Genomic DNA, 15772 nt, shown 5'->3' with positions numbered 1-15772 from the left:
TTGTGAAGAAAATTATTTCCTTGGCATATTATCTGCCGCAGTTCCACGAGATTGCTGAGAACAATCTTTGGTGGGGCAAAGGATTTACTGAGTGGGTAAATCTTCGCGAAGCACCACAATATTATTCTTGGCAGGAAGTTCGTCGGCCGGTGGAGCCGTTCCATGAGTACAACCTCCTAAATGCCGAAGTATTGGAATGGCAGGCGCGGCTTGCCATGGCTCATGGTATTACTGGCTTTCTTGTATGGGACTACTGGTTTGGCGAGGGGAAACAGTTGCTCGAACAGCCGACCGAGTTAGCGTTGAAAAAAGGTTTGGACTTTCCTTATTGCTTCAGCTGGGCCAACCACTCTTGGGAGAACAAGACTACCCATCAGCTTTTGCAGGAGCAGAAGTATCTGGGTGAAATGGATTACACCGCCTATTTTTACAACCGCTTGCCACACTTCAAAAGTGATAACTACATTAAGGTCGATGGAAAACCAGTTTTTGGCGTATTTTTGCCACAAGCTGTTCCGGATTTGCCGTGTTTTATCGAGGTTTTCCGTCGTCTTGCGGTAAAAGAAGGTTTTCCCGGTATTTATTTTATCGCGGAGAACGCCACGGAGGAGTCCACGCCGTTATTTGACCGCTATTTGAGTTCCGGCTCTTCGTTCAAGCGGCGCAAAGCCAGTAGCCCGCTGCAGTTCGTGAAAGAACAGTTAATCAAGCGTTATAATTTGAACCGCTTGGGCCCTATTGTCTTCGATTACCGCAAAACCGTGTTGGAGCGCAGTAAAAACACTTTGAGTAAAAGGGAAATTCCTGTGCTGTTCACCGGTTGGGATACCACTCCTAGGCACAAGCGCCGTGGCACTCTCTACAAAGGGTTTAGCCTGGAGGTGTTCAAGGCGAACTTGGTTAATATTGTCACCCAGCTCAAGCATCAACGTGCGGAACACCCCATGTTGGTAATCAAGTCGTGGAACGAGTGGGCGGAAGGCAACCTGATGGAGCCGGACAGCGTGTTCGGTGACGGATTGTTGAAGATATACAAGGACACGCTGCCATCGAACCTATAAAGGAACTTCCGGCATTCCGCACTGGAGCTGCGATGAGCGCACCTGTTTCCGTAGTGATGCCGCATTATAACGCTTTGCACACCGTGGCCCGGAGCATCGAGTCAGTACTCGCCCAGTCGCTGCCGGTGAGCGAACTGATCATCGTCGACGACGCGAGTTCAGATTTCGGCATGCTGGAGCAACTGGTGGCCCGCTACCGCGAGCAACTAACGCTGAAGTTGATTCGCCTCGAGGTAAACTGCGGTGCGGCCCACGCGCGTAACATAGGGATCGATAACGCCAGCTGTGCCTTTATCGCATTCCTGGATTCGGACGATGTCTGGCATCCGGAAAAAATTGCAGTGCAGTACGACTATATGCGGGGGCGTTCAGTGAATATGACGGCCCACAGTTATATTTTCGACTTGAGCCAACAGCAATTTCCAGCCGTAGCGGCATTGCGAGTAAAAGACATCGGTAAACATAGCTTCATTTGGGGCAATCCACTTTTTACACCAACGGTAATGGCGCGGCTAGATCATTTTATAAGGTTTGATCGACGCTTTCGCAGGGTGGATGACTATAAATGTTGGTACGAAAATCTCGCCAACGGCGACCACCAGCTGCTTAACGTTCCGCTCGCGGGTGGTTTTAAACAAGCCATCGGCGCATCGGGTTTAACAGGTTCCGCACGTTTGATGCATCAGAGTTATCTAGAAGTGCTACGCGCTTTGCGTGACGAACGGAAAATGTCTTTGGCGCTCTATCTGGCAACCCGCTTATGCGAGGCAATGAAATATCCAGTCCGCTCGTTTCTAATTCGGTTTAGGAAAAAATAGTGCTGCGCTCTGACGAACTGGATACTCCGCATTTTGCCGTGCTTCTAGCGGCTTACAACGGCATGCAGTGGCTACCCGAACAGCTCGACTCGATCTTCTGCCAGGCGGGCGTTGACGTCACGGTTTATGTGAGCGTCGATAAGTGTACTGACGGCACTTTCGACTGGGTCACTGAGCGTGCCCGGTCCAATTCCCGCTTGGTAGTACTGCCTTATGGCGAGGTATTTGGCGGGGCGGCGAGAAATTTTTTTCGCTTGTTGCGGGACGTGGATCTCCAGCCGTTCGACTATGTGGCATTTTCAGATCAGGACGATGTCTGGCTGCCGGACAAACTCCTTGTGGCTCATCTGCGCATTATTGCTCAGGGGTACGACGGCTATTCCAGCAGCGTCACCGCATTCTGGCCGGATGGGCGCCGAGCCCTGGTGGACAAATCCCAAGGGCAGCAAAAATGGGATTACTACTTTGAAGCTGCCGGCCCCGGTTGCTCGTACGTGCTCACTCCAACGCTAGCTGCGCAAATAAAGGCCTGTATCAGCAGTCAGCAGGACCGGGTGGGCGATGTCGCGCTGCATGATTGGTTCTGCTACGCCTATGCGCGGGCCAATGGGTTCCGCTGGTTTATCGACCCGACGCCATCGCTGTTGTACCGGCAGCACGCGAACAATCAGTTTGGCGTCAATGCGGGTTCTAAAGCTTTTCAGTCACGGGCCGGGCAGATCTTCAACGGCTGGTGGTTGACCCAGGTGCGGTTGATCGCAGGCATTGTGCAGGCGAATGAGCTAATGCAGGTGCAGCGCCTCGGCTCTTCGTACCGGACGGCGTTGTTGGGGCTCACGCTGCGCGCCTGGCAATGCCGGCGTCGCGGGCGGGACAAGCTGTTCTTTGCGGTGATTTGTTTGGCGCTGATGCTCAAGGGGCCAGATCGTGCGTGACATCAAGGTATTGGTTACCGGGGGCACAGGTTTTATTGGCTCTGCGTTGGTCACGCGTCTGGCGGAAGAGCCCTTGTTCAAGGTTGTGGCTTCATTGCGGGGCGGGAAGCCGCTTACGACACCAGGGGTTAAAACCGTCGTGGTGGGCGATGTCGCTGCGACCACCGACTGGACATTGGCGTTGGTTAACGTTGATGCGGTCGTACACACTGCTGCCGTTGCGCACGTGCGCAATGTGAGCGCCGGTGAGCAACTGGCGCAGCTGCGCCTGACGAACGTCGAGGGCGCGTTGAATTTGGGACGTCAGGCGCTGGCGGCTGGTGTGCGGCGTTTTGTGTTTATCAGCTCGATCGGGGTAAACGGTACCGACGCGACCCATCAGCCCTTTACAGAGGCAAGCCCTGCAGATCCTCAGGCGGCGTATGCGGTTTCCAAGCTCGATGCTGAAAAGGCGCTGCGTGCGTTATTTGCCGGCACAACGGTGGAATTGGTCGTGATCCGCCCGCCATTGGTCTACGCGGCCCATGCGCCTGGCAATTTCGGGCGCTTGTTGCAAATCGTTGACAGGGGCCTGCCGCTTCCATTTTCCGGCCTGGCAAATCAGCGCTCGATTGTGGCGCTGGAAAACCTCGTGGACTTGATCCGCTGCTGCACCGTGCATCCCGCCGCAGCTAACGAGTTGTTTCTGGTCGCCGAAGGTGAGGCGGTTTCCACGGCCGATATCGTTCGCTATCTGGGCGAAGGCTTGGGCAAGCGCACCCGGTTGTTTGCGTTCCCACGCCTGCTGATCGCGCTAGCCTGCCGCGCCCTAGGGCTGGGCGGCATCTACACCCAGCTGTTTGAGTCGCTGGCCATTGATGCTAGCAAGGCCCAGCGCGTATTGGGCTGGCAGCCGGTTATCGGTACTGCGGCGGCGTTGGTTCAGGCTGGCAGGAACTACGAGAAAATGCGCTCCATGGGGAAAAATAGATGATGGCGGTTTGCTGGCTGTTGCCGGTCGTATTAATACTTTCGCTGGGTATGACTTGGCTATTACGTCGGTACGCCATTGCTCGCAGCCTTATAGACATTCCTAACGCCCGCAGCTCCCACAGCGTGCCGACCCCGCGGGGAGGCGGCGTGGCGATTGTTCTGAGTTTTTTGCTCAGCTTGCCGGTGCTGGCAATGCTGCAGGATTCACCCTGGGCGTCGACCATCGCGTTGCTGGGCGCTGGCGCCTGGGTGGCTATGGTGGGCTTTCTGGATGACCATGGCCATATTGCGGCGCGCTGGCGCTTGCTCTCCCACTTCGGTGCGGCTATCTGGGCGTTATTCTGGATAGGCGGTCTTCCCGCATTAAACCTGTTCGGTTCCAGCGTTGAGCTGGGGTGGATGGGCCATGTGCTCGCGGCGGTTTATCTGGTATGGGTTCTCAACCTTTACAACTTCATGGACGGTATCGACGGCATCGCCGGCGTCGAGGCGGTCACCGTCTGCCTGAGTGGCGCATTTCTGTACGTTTTGCTGGGGCGCGCGGACCTAGCCGTGGTGCCCTTGCTGCTGGCTGCCTCCAGTGTCGGTTTTCTGTATTGGAATTTCCCTCCAGCGAAGATCTTCATGGGCGACGCTGGCAGCGGCTTTTTGGGTATGGTGCTAGGCATTTTGTCGATACAGGCCGCCTGGGTGGCGCCGCAACTAATGTGGAGCTGGCTGATTCTCCTCGCGGTGTTTGTGGTAGATGCCACTTGGACGCTGTTGCGCCGCCTGCTGCGAGGCGACAAGGTATATGAGGCGCACCGCAGCCATGCCTACCAGTACGCCTCGCGTCGCGCTGGGCGTCATGTGCCAGTGACAATCGCAGTGCTTGGTCTAAATCTGTTGTGGTTGCTGCCGGTTGCAGTGTTGGTTGGGCTCGGGAAACTGGACGGGCTGCTCGGCTTTTTGCTGGCAAGTGTTCCGCTGGTAGGGCTGGCGATCAAGTACGATGCGGGCAAACATGAATAGCGTTGGCTGTGCGCATCAACTCACCGCGTGCGCAAGCCGTTAACCAGGTAAAACAGACTTCGGTAAGGGACGGAAGGCTCGAGTGCCACGTACAAACAGAAATAACTCAATCCAACTTCGCGAGCGCCTGGTGGGCTTGCGTCGTCGCTACAAACGCGCCCTGCAATTGGCCACAGATGTGGTGCTGGTCTGGGCGGCATTGTGGCTGGCTTTTGTTGTCCGCTTGGGAATCGCCAATCCAATAAACCCGGTGGGCGACTATCTGTGGTTATTCGTTAGTGCCCCGTTGATTGCCTTGCCGATTTTTATCCGGCTGGGTATGTACCGCGCCGTTATGCGCTATTTCGGAAACGAAGCGTTGGTCGCGATCTTCAAAGCGGTGTCGCTGTCGTCTCTTGTTCTGACATTGTTCATATATTGGTATCAACCCGATGTTCTGGTTCCACGTTCGCTAGTCTTCAACTACTGGTGGCTAAGCCTGTTGATGATCGGCGGCCTGCGCCTGTTCATGCGCCAATACTTCCTCGGCGACTGGCTTCTCGCTGGTCAGCACGTGCCGTTTCTGCGTCACGAGGACAGTCTTCCGAAAGTGGCTATCTATGGAGGCGGCGCCGCCGGCAACCAGTTGGTCGCCGCGCTTCGGATGGGCAAGGGCATGCGCCCGGTGGCGTTTATTGATGACGATGAGGGCATCGCTAATCGGGTAGTTGCCGGGCTCAAGGTGTACACGTCGAAAGATATTCAGCTGATGATTGATGAGACCGGCGCCCATGAGGTGTTGCTGGCGATTCCCTCTGCGTCACGTTCGCGGCGGCGGGAGATTCTGGCTGGGTTGGAGGAATATCCGGTGCATGTGCGCACCGTGCCGGGGTTTATGGATCTGGCCAGCGGGCGGGTGAGTGTCACCGATTTGCAGGAGGTGGATATCGCCGACTTGCTGGGTCGCGACGCGGTGCCACCTCGGGGGGATCTGTTTGAGCGCTGCATTCGCAATCAGGTGGTGATGGTTACCGGCGCTGGCGGGTCGATTGGCTCGGAGTTGTGCCGGCAGATTCTGGTGTCTGCACCGACCGCGTTGGTGCTGTTTGAGCACAGTGAGTACAACCTTTACAGCATTCAAAGTGAGTTGGAGGGGCGCATTCGCCATGAGGGATTGGGCGTGAAGCTCATTCCTATCCTTGGGTCGGTGCGCAGTCCGGAGCGTCTGCTGGATGTGATGCGGACGTGGGGTGTCAATACGGTTTACCACGCGGCGGCTTACAAGCATGTGCCTATCGTCGAGCACAACGTGGCTGAGGGTGTGCTGAACAATGTATTCGGCACGTTGCAGACGGCGCAGGCGGCGATGCAGGCTGGAGTTGAGCATTTTGTGCTGATTTCCACCGACAAGGCGGTGCGCCCTACAAACGTAATGGGCAGTACCAAACGCCTGGCTGAGATGACGTTACAGGCGCTCAGCGCGGAGAAGCAGCCGTTGTTGCATGGCGCGAAAATTCCGCAGGCCAATAAAACGCGCTTCACCATGGTCCGCTTCGGCAATGTGCTGGGGTCGTCGGGTTCGGTGATTCCGCTGTTTCGCGAGCAGATTAAGCGCGGTGGCCCTATTACGGTTACGCATCCCAATATCACGCGCTATTTCATGACCATCCCGGAAGCCGCGCAGTTGGTAATCCAGGCGGGCTCGATGGGGCAGGGTGGTGATGTGTTTGTGCTGGATATGGGCTCGCCGGTGAAGATCGCTGAGTTGGCCGAAAAGATGGTGCATCTCTCTGGGCTCACTGTGCGTAATGAGCAAAATCCCCATGGGGATATCGAGATCGAATTCACCGGCTTGCGCTCCGGTGAAAAGCTCTATGAGGAGCTGCTGATTGGCGACAACGTGAGCCCGACCGAACACCCGATGATTATGCGTGCGAACGAAGAGCACCTGCCTTGGATGGTTTTCAAAGACGTGTTGGATGCGATCTTTCTGGCGGTTGAGCATGACGATTATGAACGGCTGCGAGAATTGCTCCGCGAACACGTTAGCGGTTACCTGCCGGAGTGCGAAATCGTTGATTTAATTCATAAAAAACGTTTGGAGGCGCCTGCGTCGGGTGATTTGACACTGCATTGAGGCAGCCCCTAAGTTGGCCACCGCAGGGCGTATCGCGCTCTGCGTAACCCACTCCAGGAGCTTCATCATGCGTATCGGATACGTGTCTTCTCTGTTGTTCGCCACCCTCACGCTGTTTTCCGCCGGCACCTTTGCTGCCGAGCCCGCCAAAGCCGTACCCAATCAACCTGTCGTTTCTCAGCCGCTCAAGGCTGCGGAGGCGGGTATGGTCAATCTCAATACGGCCGATGTGGAAACGCTTCAGCAGGACCTCATCGGTATTGGTCAGGTCAAGGCCAAGGCGATCATTGATTATCGTGAGGCTAACGGCCCGTTTACTTCGGTGGATGAGTTGCTGGAGGTGAAGGGTATTGGCGCATCAACGCTGGAGAAGAACCGCGCAAAGTTAAGTGTTAACTAAGCGCTAAGCGGGAAACAAAGAAGGCCGATCACTGATCGGCCTTCTTTGTTTGCGGGATGAATTTTCGGCATGAAAAAGGGCGACCTGAAGTCGCCCTTTTGTTACGCCATCAGACTCAACCGCGAGCTTGCAGAGCAGCGATGCGATCTTCCAGCGGTGGGTGGGTCATGAACAGGGCTTTCAGGCCGCCTTTCACGCCACCGTTGATACCGAAGGCAGTCAGGGTCTCGGACATGTGCACCGGCACGCCCTGTTCGGAGCGCAGACGCTGCAGGGCACCGATCATGGCGCTGGTGCCTGCCAGGCGGGCACCGGCTTCGTCAGCGCGGAATTCGCGGCGACGAGAGAACCACATGACAATCACGCTGGCGAGAATACCCAGCACCATCTCGGCGAAGAACGTGGCGATGTAGAAGCCGATGCCGTTGCCTTCTTCGTTTTTCAGAATGACCTTGTCGACGAAGTTACCGAAGATTCGCGCGAAGAACATGACGAAGGTGTTCACCACGCCCTGGATCAGCGCCAGGGTCACCATGTCGCCGTTGGCAACGTGGCCAATTTCGTGGGCCAGTACGGCTTTCACTTCATCTGGCGAGAAACGCTCCAGCAAACCCTGGCTAACGGCGACCAAGGCATCGTTACGGTTCCAGCCGGTGGCAAAGGCGTTGGATTCGTAGGCGGGGAAAATGCCCACTTCCGGCATTTTGATGCCGGCGTTGCGCGACAGCTCTTCCACGGTTTGCAGCAGCCACTGTTCGTGACGGGTGCGCGGTTGGCTGATGATCTGAGTGCCGGTGCTCATCTTCGCCATCCACTTGGACAGGAACAGCGAGACCAGGGAACCGGCGAAACCGAACACGGCGCAGAAGACCAGCAGGCTGGTGTAATTCTGGCCAGTGAAGCGGTCCACCCCGAGCAGTTTGAGGGTGATGCTGGCGATTAACAGAACCGCCAGGTTGGTGGCCATGAACAACAGAATGCGCATCATGGTGTAAGGCTTCTCCTTTGAGCAAAAGACGTTCGACTAGTGCGGGGTATATAAGGGCGGCCCCCCGCGCTATACAACTCGGCGACTATTTCAAACTGTGTCGTTTGCGCCGGTCAGCGTGCTGGTAAACAGCAGGCGGGTGAGGCGTGCGATGCGCTCGCTGTGCTGCTGTTGCAACGCCTCGCGCAGTTGATGGGCGAGGGTGGAATGCACACGGCGAACGCTGGGTGGCAACGCATCGCCATCGGCCACGGCATGGGGCACGCCGCGCGACAGCCGCAGGAAGCCTTTTTCGCTCAGCACCGCCTGGTCGAGCGCGTCGTAATGAATGGTCGATTCATAACGCAGATAGCCTTCATCAGCCAGCCACAGCAGCGCACCGAGACACGCTTCGTGGCGCTTGCTGGGCAGGCCGAATTCGTCCGGTTCTTCACGGCCGATAATGTCTTCGACGTACAGGCCTACTTTGCGCGGGAAGGCCTGGTACAGCAGCAGGAGGCCTGCTGCGGCATCTTTATAAAAGTCGTCGATTTGCAGGTCCATGGCGGCTTATTGGCTATAGGTTTTTAGGAAATTTCCAATGCGCCCGATGGCCTGGTCGAGGTCGTCGAGGCGCGGCAGGGTGACCACGCGGAAGTGGTCTGGCCATGGCCAGTTGAACGCGGTGCCCTGAACCACCAGCAGCTTTTCCGAGAGCAGCAGGTCGAGTACGAACTTCTCGTCATTGTGGATCGGGCAAACCTTTGGGTCGATTTTCGGGAAGGCATACAGCGCGCCCATCGGCTTCACGCAGCTGACGCCAGGAATGCTGTTGAGCAGTTCCCAGGTGCGATTGCGTTGCTCCAACAGCCGACCTTGCGGCAACACCAAGTCATTAATGCTTTGGTAGCCGCCCAGCGCGGTTTGAATCGCGTGCTGGCTTGGCACGTTGGCGCACAGGCGCATGTTGGCGAGGATGTCGATGCCTTCGATGTAGCTTTGGGCCTTTTGCTTCGGCCCGGAGATGGCCACCCAGCCGGAGCGGAAACCGGCCACGCGGTACGACTTCGACAGGCCATTGAAAGTCAGGCACAGCACGTCCGGCGCGAGCGAGGCGGTGGAGATGTGCACGGCCTCGTCGTAGAGAATCTTGTCGTAAATCTCATCCGAGAACAGCACCAGGTTGTGCTGGCGAGCCAACTCCACCATGCCTTCGAGCACTTCTTTGGAGTACACGGCGCCGGTGGGGTTGTTCGGATTGATGATCACCATGGCCTTGGTGTTCGGCGTGATCTTGGCCTTGATGTCGTCCAGGTCTGGCCACCAGTTGGCCTGCTCGTCGCACAGGTAGTGCACCGGATTGCCACCGGCCAGGCTCACGGCGGCCGTCCACAGCGGGTAATCGGGCGCGGGAATCAGTACTTCATCGCCGTTGTTAAGCAAGGCTTGCATCGACATCACGATCAGCTCGGACACGCCGTTGCCGAGGTAGATGTCTTCGATGCCCACGCCTTCAACTTGCTTCTGCTGGTAGTACTGCATCACCGCTTTGCGGGCGCTGAACAGGCCTTTGGAGTCGCTGTATCCCTGGGCGGTGGGCAGGTTGCGGATGACATCCTGAAGGATCTCTTCCGGGGCTTCAAAACCGAACGGCGCCGGGTTGCCGATGTTCAGCTTGAGGATGCGATGGCCTTCCTCTTCCAGGCGTTTGGCGTGCTTGAGCACGGGCCCGCGAATGTCGTAGCAGACGTTGGCGAGCTTGTTCGATTTGCTGACCTGCATGTGAGCGTCCTGAGTAAAGCGCTGACCCGAGACTGGGCAACGTGGCTTGGCAGCCTGTAACGCGGATGACAGACTGGCGTCTAAACACCTGTCTGCCGGACCTTGAAGTGCGGCAATCATACGTGTGGCCCGAACCTGGGAAAAGGTACAGGCCGGGCTTTTTTCAGCCAATGAGGTGACCCCATGGACAAGCTTGAAAAACCGCTGGACGCCTGGCGCGAGGAGCTCTCGGACGAGCAGTTCCACGTTTGCCGCATGGGCGGTACCGAGCGTGCCTTCACCGGCAAATACCACGACGATAAAACCCCTGGCGTCTATCACTGCGCCTGCTGCGGCGCGGCGTTGTTCGACTCCGAAGCGAAGTTCGATTCCGGTACCGGCTGGCCGAGCTATTACCAGCCAGCATCGAACGCGGCGATTGCCAGCAAGGACGACTTCAGCCACGGCATGCACCGTATTGAAGTGACCTGCGCCAAGTGCGATGCGCACCTTGGGCACCTGTTTCCGGATGGCCCGCCACCGACTGGGATGCGCTATTGCATCAACTCGGCTTCGTTGAAGTTGGAGCCGAGGTAGGGCGCTGATTTGTAGGGGCGGCCGGGCGGCATTGTGAGTAGCCGCGATGCTGAGAAGAGCATCGCGGCTAAAGCCGCTCCTACAGGGCCAAGAGTTGTGCTTATTTAAATTGCACACAATTCAATTGTTAACTATCTTGTCGCTCGACCTATCCCTTTCGCGGAGCCCGCACCCATGAGCGACACCCTGTTCAGCATCCCCGCCACCACCATCAAAGGTGAGCAGAAAACCCTGGCCGACTTCGGCGGCAAGGCTGTTTTGGTGGTGAATACTGCCAGCAAATGCGGCTTTACTCCGCAGTACAAGGGCCTGGAAGAGCTGTGGCAGACCTATAAGGATCAAGGCCTGGTGATTCTCGGCTTCCCCTGCAACCAGTTCGGCAAGCAAGAGCCGGGCAATGAAGGCGCCATCTCCGAGTTCTGCGAGCTGAACTACGGTGTCAGCTTTCCGCTGTTCAAGAAGATCGACGTCAATGGCGCCGAGGCCCATCCGCTGTTCGTGCAACTGAAAAAGCGCGCGCCAGGTGTGCTCGGTAGCCAGGGCGTGAAGTGGAACTTCACCAAGTTTCTGATTGGTAAAGACGGCCAGGTGGTGAAGCGTTTTGCTCCGCTGACCAAGCCCGAAGAGCTGACCAGCGAGATCGAAGCGTTGCTCAAGTGAGCCAGGGTCGATGAGTCAACACGATGTTCTTCCAACGGCGCCGCAGCTGGACGCCGCCGCGTCGCTGCAGCTCGACAAGCAGCTGTGCTTCAAGCTTTACGCCGCCTCGCGCGCGGTCATTCGCGGCTACAAGCCCATGCTCGATCAGTTGGGCCTTACGTACCCGCAATACCTGGCCATGCTGGTGTTGTGGGAGTGGCAGCAGGCGCCGCCCGAGCAGCCGACGGTGAAAGCGCTGGGCGAGCGATTGCTGCTGGATTCCGGCACGCTCACGCCGTTACTCAAGCGCCTGGAGCAGTTGGGGTTGGTGGTGCGTCAGCGCAGCGCCCGCGACGAGCGCGAAGTGCATTTGGCCCTTACGGCTGAAGGCTTGGCGTTGAAGGCGCAGGTGCTGCCGCTCAAGCAGCGATTGCTGTGCGAAAGCGGGCTGGACCTGAATGAACTCGATGGCCTGCGCGAGCAGCTTGGCGGCTTGCTGGATCGCTTTATAACAACGCCGTAGCGGGCAGCCATTGGTTGAGCAGGGCGAGCAATTCGTCACGGCGGAACGGCTTGGCCAGGTAGTCGTTCATGCCGGCCGCTCGGCACCGCTCGCGCTCGTCGGGCAGAGCGTTGGCGGTGAGGGCGATAATCGGCAGGTCGCTCCAGCGAGGCTGCTGGCGGATGCGCCGAGTTGCTTCATAGCCATCCATCACCGGCATGTTGCAGTCCATCAGCACCAGGTCGATGGCCTCGCGCTCCAACACCTCAAGCGCCTCCACACCATTGACAGCCAACAGCACCTCGCAGCCGGCTTTGCTCAGCATGCCTTTGGCCACCAGTTGATTCACAGCGTTGTCTTCCACCAGCAGCACGCGCTTTTGCTCCAGGGCCATCGGCGCGTTGGCCGGCGCCGGCGAGGAAACGGGCTCGCCGCCCGGTTCAAGAGAACGCTGCAAGGCTTTGTGCAGGGCGGCACGCGACAGCGGGCGCGGTAGCTGCAGCACTGGCGCCAGGCTAGTGGTCAGGTCGCTGGGTAGAAAGCTGCCATAGGCGCTGATAAACAGCACCGTGTGGGCGAAGTGCTCGCGCAGGTTGGCCAGTTCTTCGGCGCGGTCGGTAATCACCAAGTCGGCGTTTTGCAGCGTTGGCGCCAGGCAGCCACCCAGGCGCTGATAGCTCAGCCCCCAACCCGGCAGAACCGTTTGCAGCAGCTCGGCCAAGCCGGTCTGGGCGCCGCACAGCCCCACGACCCGCCCGCTCAGCGCCGGCAGCAAGGCCGGTGGTGCGGCGGAGGCCAGCGGCAGCTCAACGCAGAATTCGCTGCCCGCGCCCAACACCGATTTCAGCGTCAGCTTGCCGTGCATGGCTTCACAGAGTTGGCGGGTGAGCGCCAGCCCCAGCCCAGTGCCGCCGTATTGCCGGGTGATGGTGACGCCGGCTTGGGCGAAGGGTTGGAAAATGCGCGCTTGGGCGTCTTCGGCGATACCGATGCCGCTGTCGGTCACGGTGATGCGGATGCCTGGGTCGGTGAAGGCGATGCGGATGTCGACGCGGCCGTTGTGGGTGAATTTCAGGGCGTTGGAAAGCAGGTTGCTGACAATTTGTCGAACCCGCGTCGGGTCGCCGAGCAGCAGGGCGGGGAGGCGCGGGTCGATCAGGCAGGTCAATTCAACATTGGCGGCGGCGTTTTGCGAGAGCAGGTTGGCGGTGTCTTCCACCAGTGTGGCGAAGTCGAACGGAATCGACTCCAGCTCCAGTTGCCCCGCTTCGAATTTGGACAAATCCAAGATGTCGTTAAGCAACTCCACCAGCACCTTGCCGGAGTTGTGGGCAATGCTCAGTTGTTGGCGCTGTTCGGCGCTGAGCGGGCTGTCCAGCGCCAGGCCGAGCATGCCCAGCAAGCCGTTCAGTGGCGTACGGATTTCGTGACTCATGTTGGCCAGAAACGTGGCGCGGGCCAGGGCCATCTGGTTCGCCCGGGCGCGGGCGCTTTCCAGTTCCTGATTGGAAAGGGTGAGGCGGGTGTTGCTGGCTTTGAGTTCGTTGGTGCGCGCCGAAATGATGTTTTCCAGCTCGCCCAGGTACTGCGTGAGTTGGTCTTCGGCTTTGCGCCGGTGCTCGACTTCCTCCGACAGACTCGACAGTTGCTGGTTGGTCACGTCCACCAGAATGCCGATCTCGTCGTTCTCATGGCCAGACGGGCAGGGCAGCTTCTGCCGGGTCGGCCGGCGCAGGTCGCGGGCGCTGATGGCCTGAATTACGTCGGTGAGCGGCTTGGTCAGCATGAAATAAAACACCACCAGCAGAATCATCGACAGCAGCAGGCTGTAGGCGAAGCCGCTCAGCAGCGTGACCAGCGCGCGTCGTAGAAAATTGCTGCCAAAGGCGAAGGTGTCGACTTCCAGGCGCAGCAGGCCGATGGTTTCGGTGGGCGAATGGTTAACGAATAGCGGGTCTTCGAAATGACGGCTCTGGCCGAACAGCCGGTCGCTGAACATCCGATAGGGGCTGTTGATGCGCGAGCGGGTGGCGCTGGCCAGGCTGGTGCCGGTGTCGTCGATGATTTGCGCGTTGATCACAGCGGGTGAGCGCAGCAGGCCTGCGACCAACTCTTGCGCCAGTTCGGTGTCGATGTTGTAGGCGATGCGCGTCGCCGGGTTATGGCTGATCTCTAACAGCGCGCGTATCTCGCGGTTGATCGAGGCGTCTTCGCTGGCATAATCGCTGCTCACCTGCAGCAGGCTGAGCAAGGTGCCGAGGATCAACGCCACGAGAACCGTCAGGCTGGCCTGTTTGAACGACAGGCGATGGGTGAGCGTTATATCCATAAGGTCGTGAACCAGCCTCGTCTCTGAGCATGGGGCAAGCATAGCTGAATAGATTTGCTGCTTGCCCGGCCGTCATTGAGTTTCCCTTCGCAAAAAAGGAGTAAATCGTGGACTCCCGTTTGAATGCCTTTCTGGAGCGTGCCGACGCGGTGTTGGCGCGCCTCGACCCGTTGTTGCCAACCTTGCGTGTTGAGGTGGACTGGTCGCAGACCGTCGCCGCGCGCTGGCATCGCGAAGGCCGTGGCGGCTATTTGCAGCCGCTGGAAGTCAGCCTCGACTTGCGCCTGACCGACTTGATCGGCGTTGACACCCAGCGCGATCACTTAGCCCGCAACACTCGCCAATTCGTCGCCGGCTTGCCCGCTAACCACGCCTTGCTGTGGGGCGCGCGTGGCACCGGTAAATCGTCGCTGGTGCGGGCGCTGTTGGCCGAGCTGGCGGGGCAAGGGCTGCGCTTGATCGAGATCGAGCGTGACTACCTGGCCGACCTGCCGCGCGTTGTGGAGCTGATCGCTAAGCTGCCGCAGCGCTTCGTGTTGTTCTGCGACGACCTGTCGTTCGAAGCGGGCGAGGGCGACTACCGTGTACTCAAGAGCGTGCTCGACGGCTCGCTGGAACGGGCGCCGGATAACGTATTGCTCTACGCCACCTCGAACCGCCGGCACTTGGTGCCGGAGAAAGAGAGCGACAACCTCGACAGCAAAATGGTCAACGGCGAACTGCACCCCAGCGAGGCGATTGAAGACAAAATCGCCCTGTCCGATCGCTTCGGCTTATGGCTGTCGTTCTACCCGTTCACTCAGGAACATTTTCACGACGTGGTGCGCCACTGGATCGGTGTGTTGGCCAAGCAGGCCAACCTCGACTGGGCGTGGAGCGAAGAGCTCGGCGTGCTCGCTGCGCGCTACGCCACCAGCCGTGGCAACCGTAACGGCCGTTGTGCCTATCAGTTCGCCCGCAATTGGGTCGGCCTGCAATTATTGGAGAAACAGTCGTGATCGATTTACAAAGCACCGGCGCAGGCCTCGAAGGCTACGGCCTGTTGGCGGCGCAGCTGGAAGCACTGCTGGCGGATGAGCGCGATTTCGTCGCCAATGCCGCGCAATTTTCCGCATTTCTTTATACCCAGCTGGACGACCTGAACTGGGCCGGCTTCTACTTGAATAAACAGGAGCAACTGGTGCTTGGGCCATTCCAGGGTCAGGTCGCTTGCGTGCGCATTCCCTTCGGCAAAGGCGTGTGCGGCGCAGCGGCGGCCAGTCTGCAAACCCAGCGGGTGGAAGATGTGCATGAATTCCCTGGGCATATCGCCTGTGACAGTGCGTCGAATAGTGAGCTCGTGGTGCCTTTGGTCAAGCAAGGGCGCCTGATCGGCGTGTTGGACCTGGACAGCCCGAAACTGGCGCGCTTCAGTGAGGCGGATCAGCGTGGGGTTGAAGCGTTGGCGGCGATATTTTTGCGGTTGACGGAGTGTTGATGGCACACGCTTATCCTGGGAGAGCGGCCGGGCGGCATTCCGATTAGGTGCGATGGTTTCAACAGCATCGCGGCTGAAGCCGCTCCTACAGGAGCTTCGTAGGTTGGGTTAAGCGCAGCGCAGCCCAACGCATACCGCCAAAAAAAAGCCCGGCATCGAGCCGGGCTTTTTTTGGCGCTGAGAACAC

At 58.5% G+C, this 15772-nt stretch carries 16 protein-coding genes; 12 read left to right on the top strand and 4 right to left on the bottom strand.

What is annotated here, in order from left to right:
• Positions 1-2: 2 nt before the first annotated feature.
• The 7 genes from ACZZ0Q_RS13865 to ACZZ0Q_RS13835 all read left to right on the top strand — a co-directional run bounded on the left by ACZZ0Q_RS13865 (position 3) and on the right by ACZZ0Q_RS13835 (position 7313).
• Positions 3-1061, top strand: coding sequence for a glycosyltransferase WbsX family protein (locus ACZZ0Q_RS13865; protein ID WP_463541901.1), 1059 nt, complete (start codon positions 3-5; stop codon positions 1059-1061).
• A 32-nt stretch (positions 1062-1093) separates the two neighbouring features.
• Entirely contained in the window at positions 1094-1879 is a 786-nt protein-coding gene (locus tag ACZZ0Q_RS13860; protein WP_463541902.1) for a glycosyltransferase family 2 protein, read from the top strand.
• Positions 1879-2814: a glycosyltransferase gene (locus ACZZ0Q_RS13855; protein ID WP_463560673.1), complete on the top strand. Its 936-nt coding sequence runs from the start codon at positions 1879-1881 to the stop codon at positions 2812-2814. The genes ACZZ0Q_RS13860 and ACZZ0Q_RS13855 overlap by 1 nt, the downstream gene beginning before the upstream one ends.
• Positions 2807-3787 (top strand): NAD-dependent epimerase/dehydratase family protein, encoded by a 981-nt coding sequence (locus tag ACZZ0Q_RS13850; protein ID WP_463560671.1) that lies wholly within the window; start codon positions 2807-2809, stop codon positions 3785-3787. Before ACZZ0Q_RS13855 ends, ACZZ0Q_RS13850 begins: the two co-directional genes overlap by 8 nt.
• Complete coding sequence (locus tag ACZZ0Q_RS13845; protein WP_463542330.1) at positions 3787-4797, top strand: MraY family glycosyltransferase; 1011 nt, start codon at positions 3787-3789, stop codon at positions 4795-4797. The genes ACZZ0Q_RS13850 and ACZZ0Q_RS13845 overlap by 1 nt, the downstream gene beginning before the upstream one ends.
• 109 nt (positions 4798-4906) lie before the next feature.
• Positions 4907-6913 (top strand): polysaccharide biosynthesis protein, encoded by a 2007-nt coding sequence (locus tag ACZZ0Q_RS13840; protein ID WP_463561022.1) that lies wholly within the window; start codon positions 4907-4909, stop codon positions 6911-6913.
• A 67-nt stretch (positions 6914-6980) separates the two neighbouring features.
• Positions 6981-7313, top strand: a complete 333-nt coding sequence (locus ACZZ0Q_RS13835) for a ComEA family DNA-binding protein (RefSeq protein ID WP_463541904.1) — start codon at positions 6981-6983, stop codon at positions 7311-7313.
• A gap of 115 nt (positions 7314-7428) precedes the next feature.
• Here ACZZ0Q_RS13835 and htpX read toward each other — a convergent pair whose 3' ends face one another.
• From htpX to ACZZ0Q_RS13820, 3 genes are all read right to left on the bottom strand, one after another.
• Positions 7429-8301, bottom strand: a complete 873-nt coding sequence (gene htpX, locus ACZZ0Q_RS13830; protein ID WP_122453286.1) for a protease HtpX — start codon at positions 8299-8301, stop codon at positions 7429-7431.
• A 90-nt stretch (positions 8302-8391) separates the two neighbouring features.
• Positions 8392-8844, bottom strand: coding sequence for a hypothetical protein (locus ACZZ0Q_RS13825; protein ID WP_463541905.1), 453 nt, complete (start codon positions 8842-8844; stop codon positions 8392-8394).
• A 6-nt stretch (positions 8845-8850) separates the two neighbouring features.
• Positions 8851-10062, bottom strand: a complete 1212-nt coding sequence (locus tag ACZZ0Q_RS13820; RefSeq protein ID WP_122497941.1) for a pyridoxal phosphate-dependent aminotransferase — start codon at positions 10060-10062, stop codon at positions 8851-8853.
• Positions 10063-10245: 183 nt separating this feature from the next.
• Here ACZZ0Q_RS13820 and msrB point away from each other — a divergent pair, with 183 nt between their 5' ends.
• The 3 genes from msrB to ACZZ0Q_RS13805 all read left to right on the top strand — a co-directional run bounded on the left by msrB (position 10246) and on the right by ACZZ0Q_RS13805 (position 11800).
• On the top strand, positions 10246-10638 hold the full coding sequence (gene msrB, locus ACZZ0Q_RS13815; protein ID WP_122453283.1) for a peptide-methionine (R)-S-oxide reductase MsrB: 393 nt from the start codon (positions 10246-10248) through the stop codon (positions 10636-10638).
• Between the two features lie 174 nt (positions 10639-10812).
• A complete protein-coding gene (locus ACZZ0Q_RS13810) occupies positions 10813-11298 on the top strand; it encodes a glutathione peroxidase (RefSeq protein ID WP_463541906.1) in 486 nt (161 codons plus the stop codon).
• A 10-nt stretch (positions 11299-11308) separates the two neighbouring features.
• The gene (locus tag ACZZ0Q_RS13805; RefSeq protein ID WP_463541907.1) at positions 11309-11800 is read left to right on the top strand and encodes a MarR family winged helix-turn-helix transcriptional regulator; all 492 of its coding nucleotides are present in this window, start codon (positions 11309-11311) and stop codon (positions 11798-11800) included.
• On the opposite strand, the gene ACZZ0Q_RS13800 is transcribed toward ACZZ0Q_RS13805, so the two are convergent.
• Complete coding sequence (locus ACZZ0Q_RS13800) at positions 11784-14150, bottom strand: hybrid sensor histidine kinase/response regulator (protein ID WP_463541908.1); 2367 nt, start codon at positions 14148-14150, stop codon at positions 11784-11786. The genes ACZZ0Q_RS13805 and ACZZ0Q_RS13800 overlap by 17 nt on opposite strands.
• A gap of 65 nt (positions 14151-14215) precedes the next feature.
• Here ACZZ0Q_RS13800 and ACZZ0Q_RS13795 point away from each other — a divergent pair, with 65 nt between their 5' ends.
• Together ACZZ0Q_RS13795 and ACZZ0Q_RS13790 are read left to right on the top strand one after the other, a co-directional pair.
• Entirely contained in the window at positions 14216-15106 is an 891-nt protein-coding gene (locus ACZZ0Q_RS13795) for an ATP-binding protein (protein WP_463541909.1), read from the top strand.
• Positions 15103-15585, top strand: a complete 483-nt coding sequence (locus tag ACZZ0Q_RS13790) for a GAF domain-containing protein (RefSeq protein ID WP_463541910.1) — start codon at positions 15103-15105, stop codon at positions 15583-15585. The genes ACZZ0Q_RS13795 and ACZZ0Q_RS13790 overlap by 4 nt, the downstream gene beginning before the upstream one ends.
• Positions 15586-15772 lie beyond the last annotated feature (187 nt).

Source organism: Pseudomonas sp. AC070, from assembly GCF_979258635.1.
Note: the sequence above shows the minus strand (reverse complement) of the source record. Positions and strands in the feature narration are given on the sequence as shown.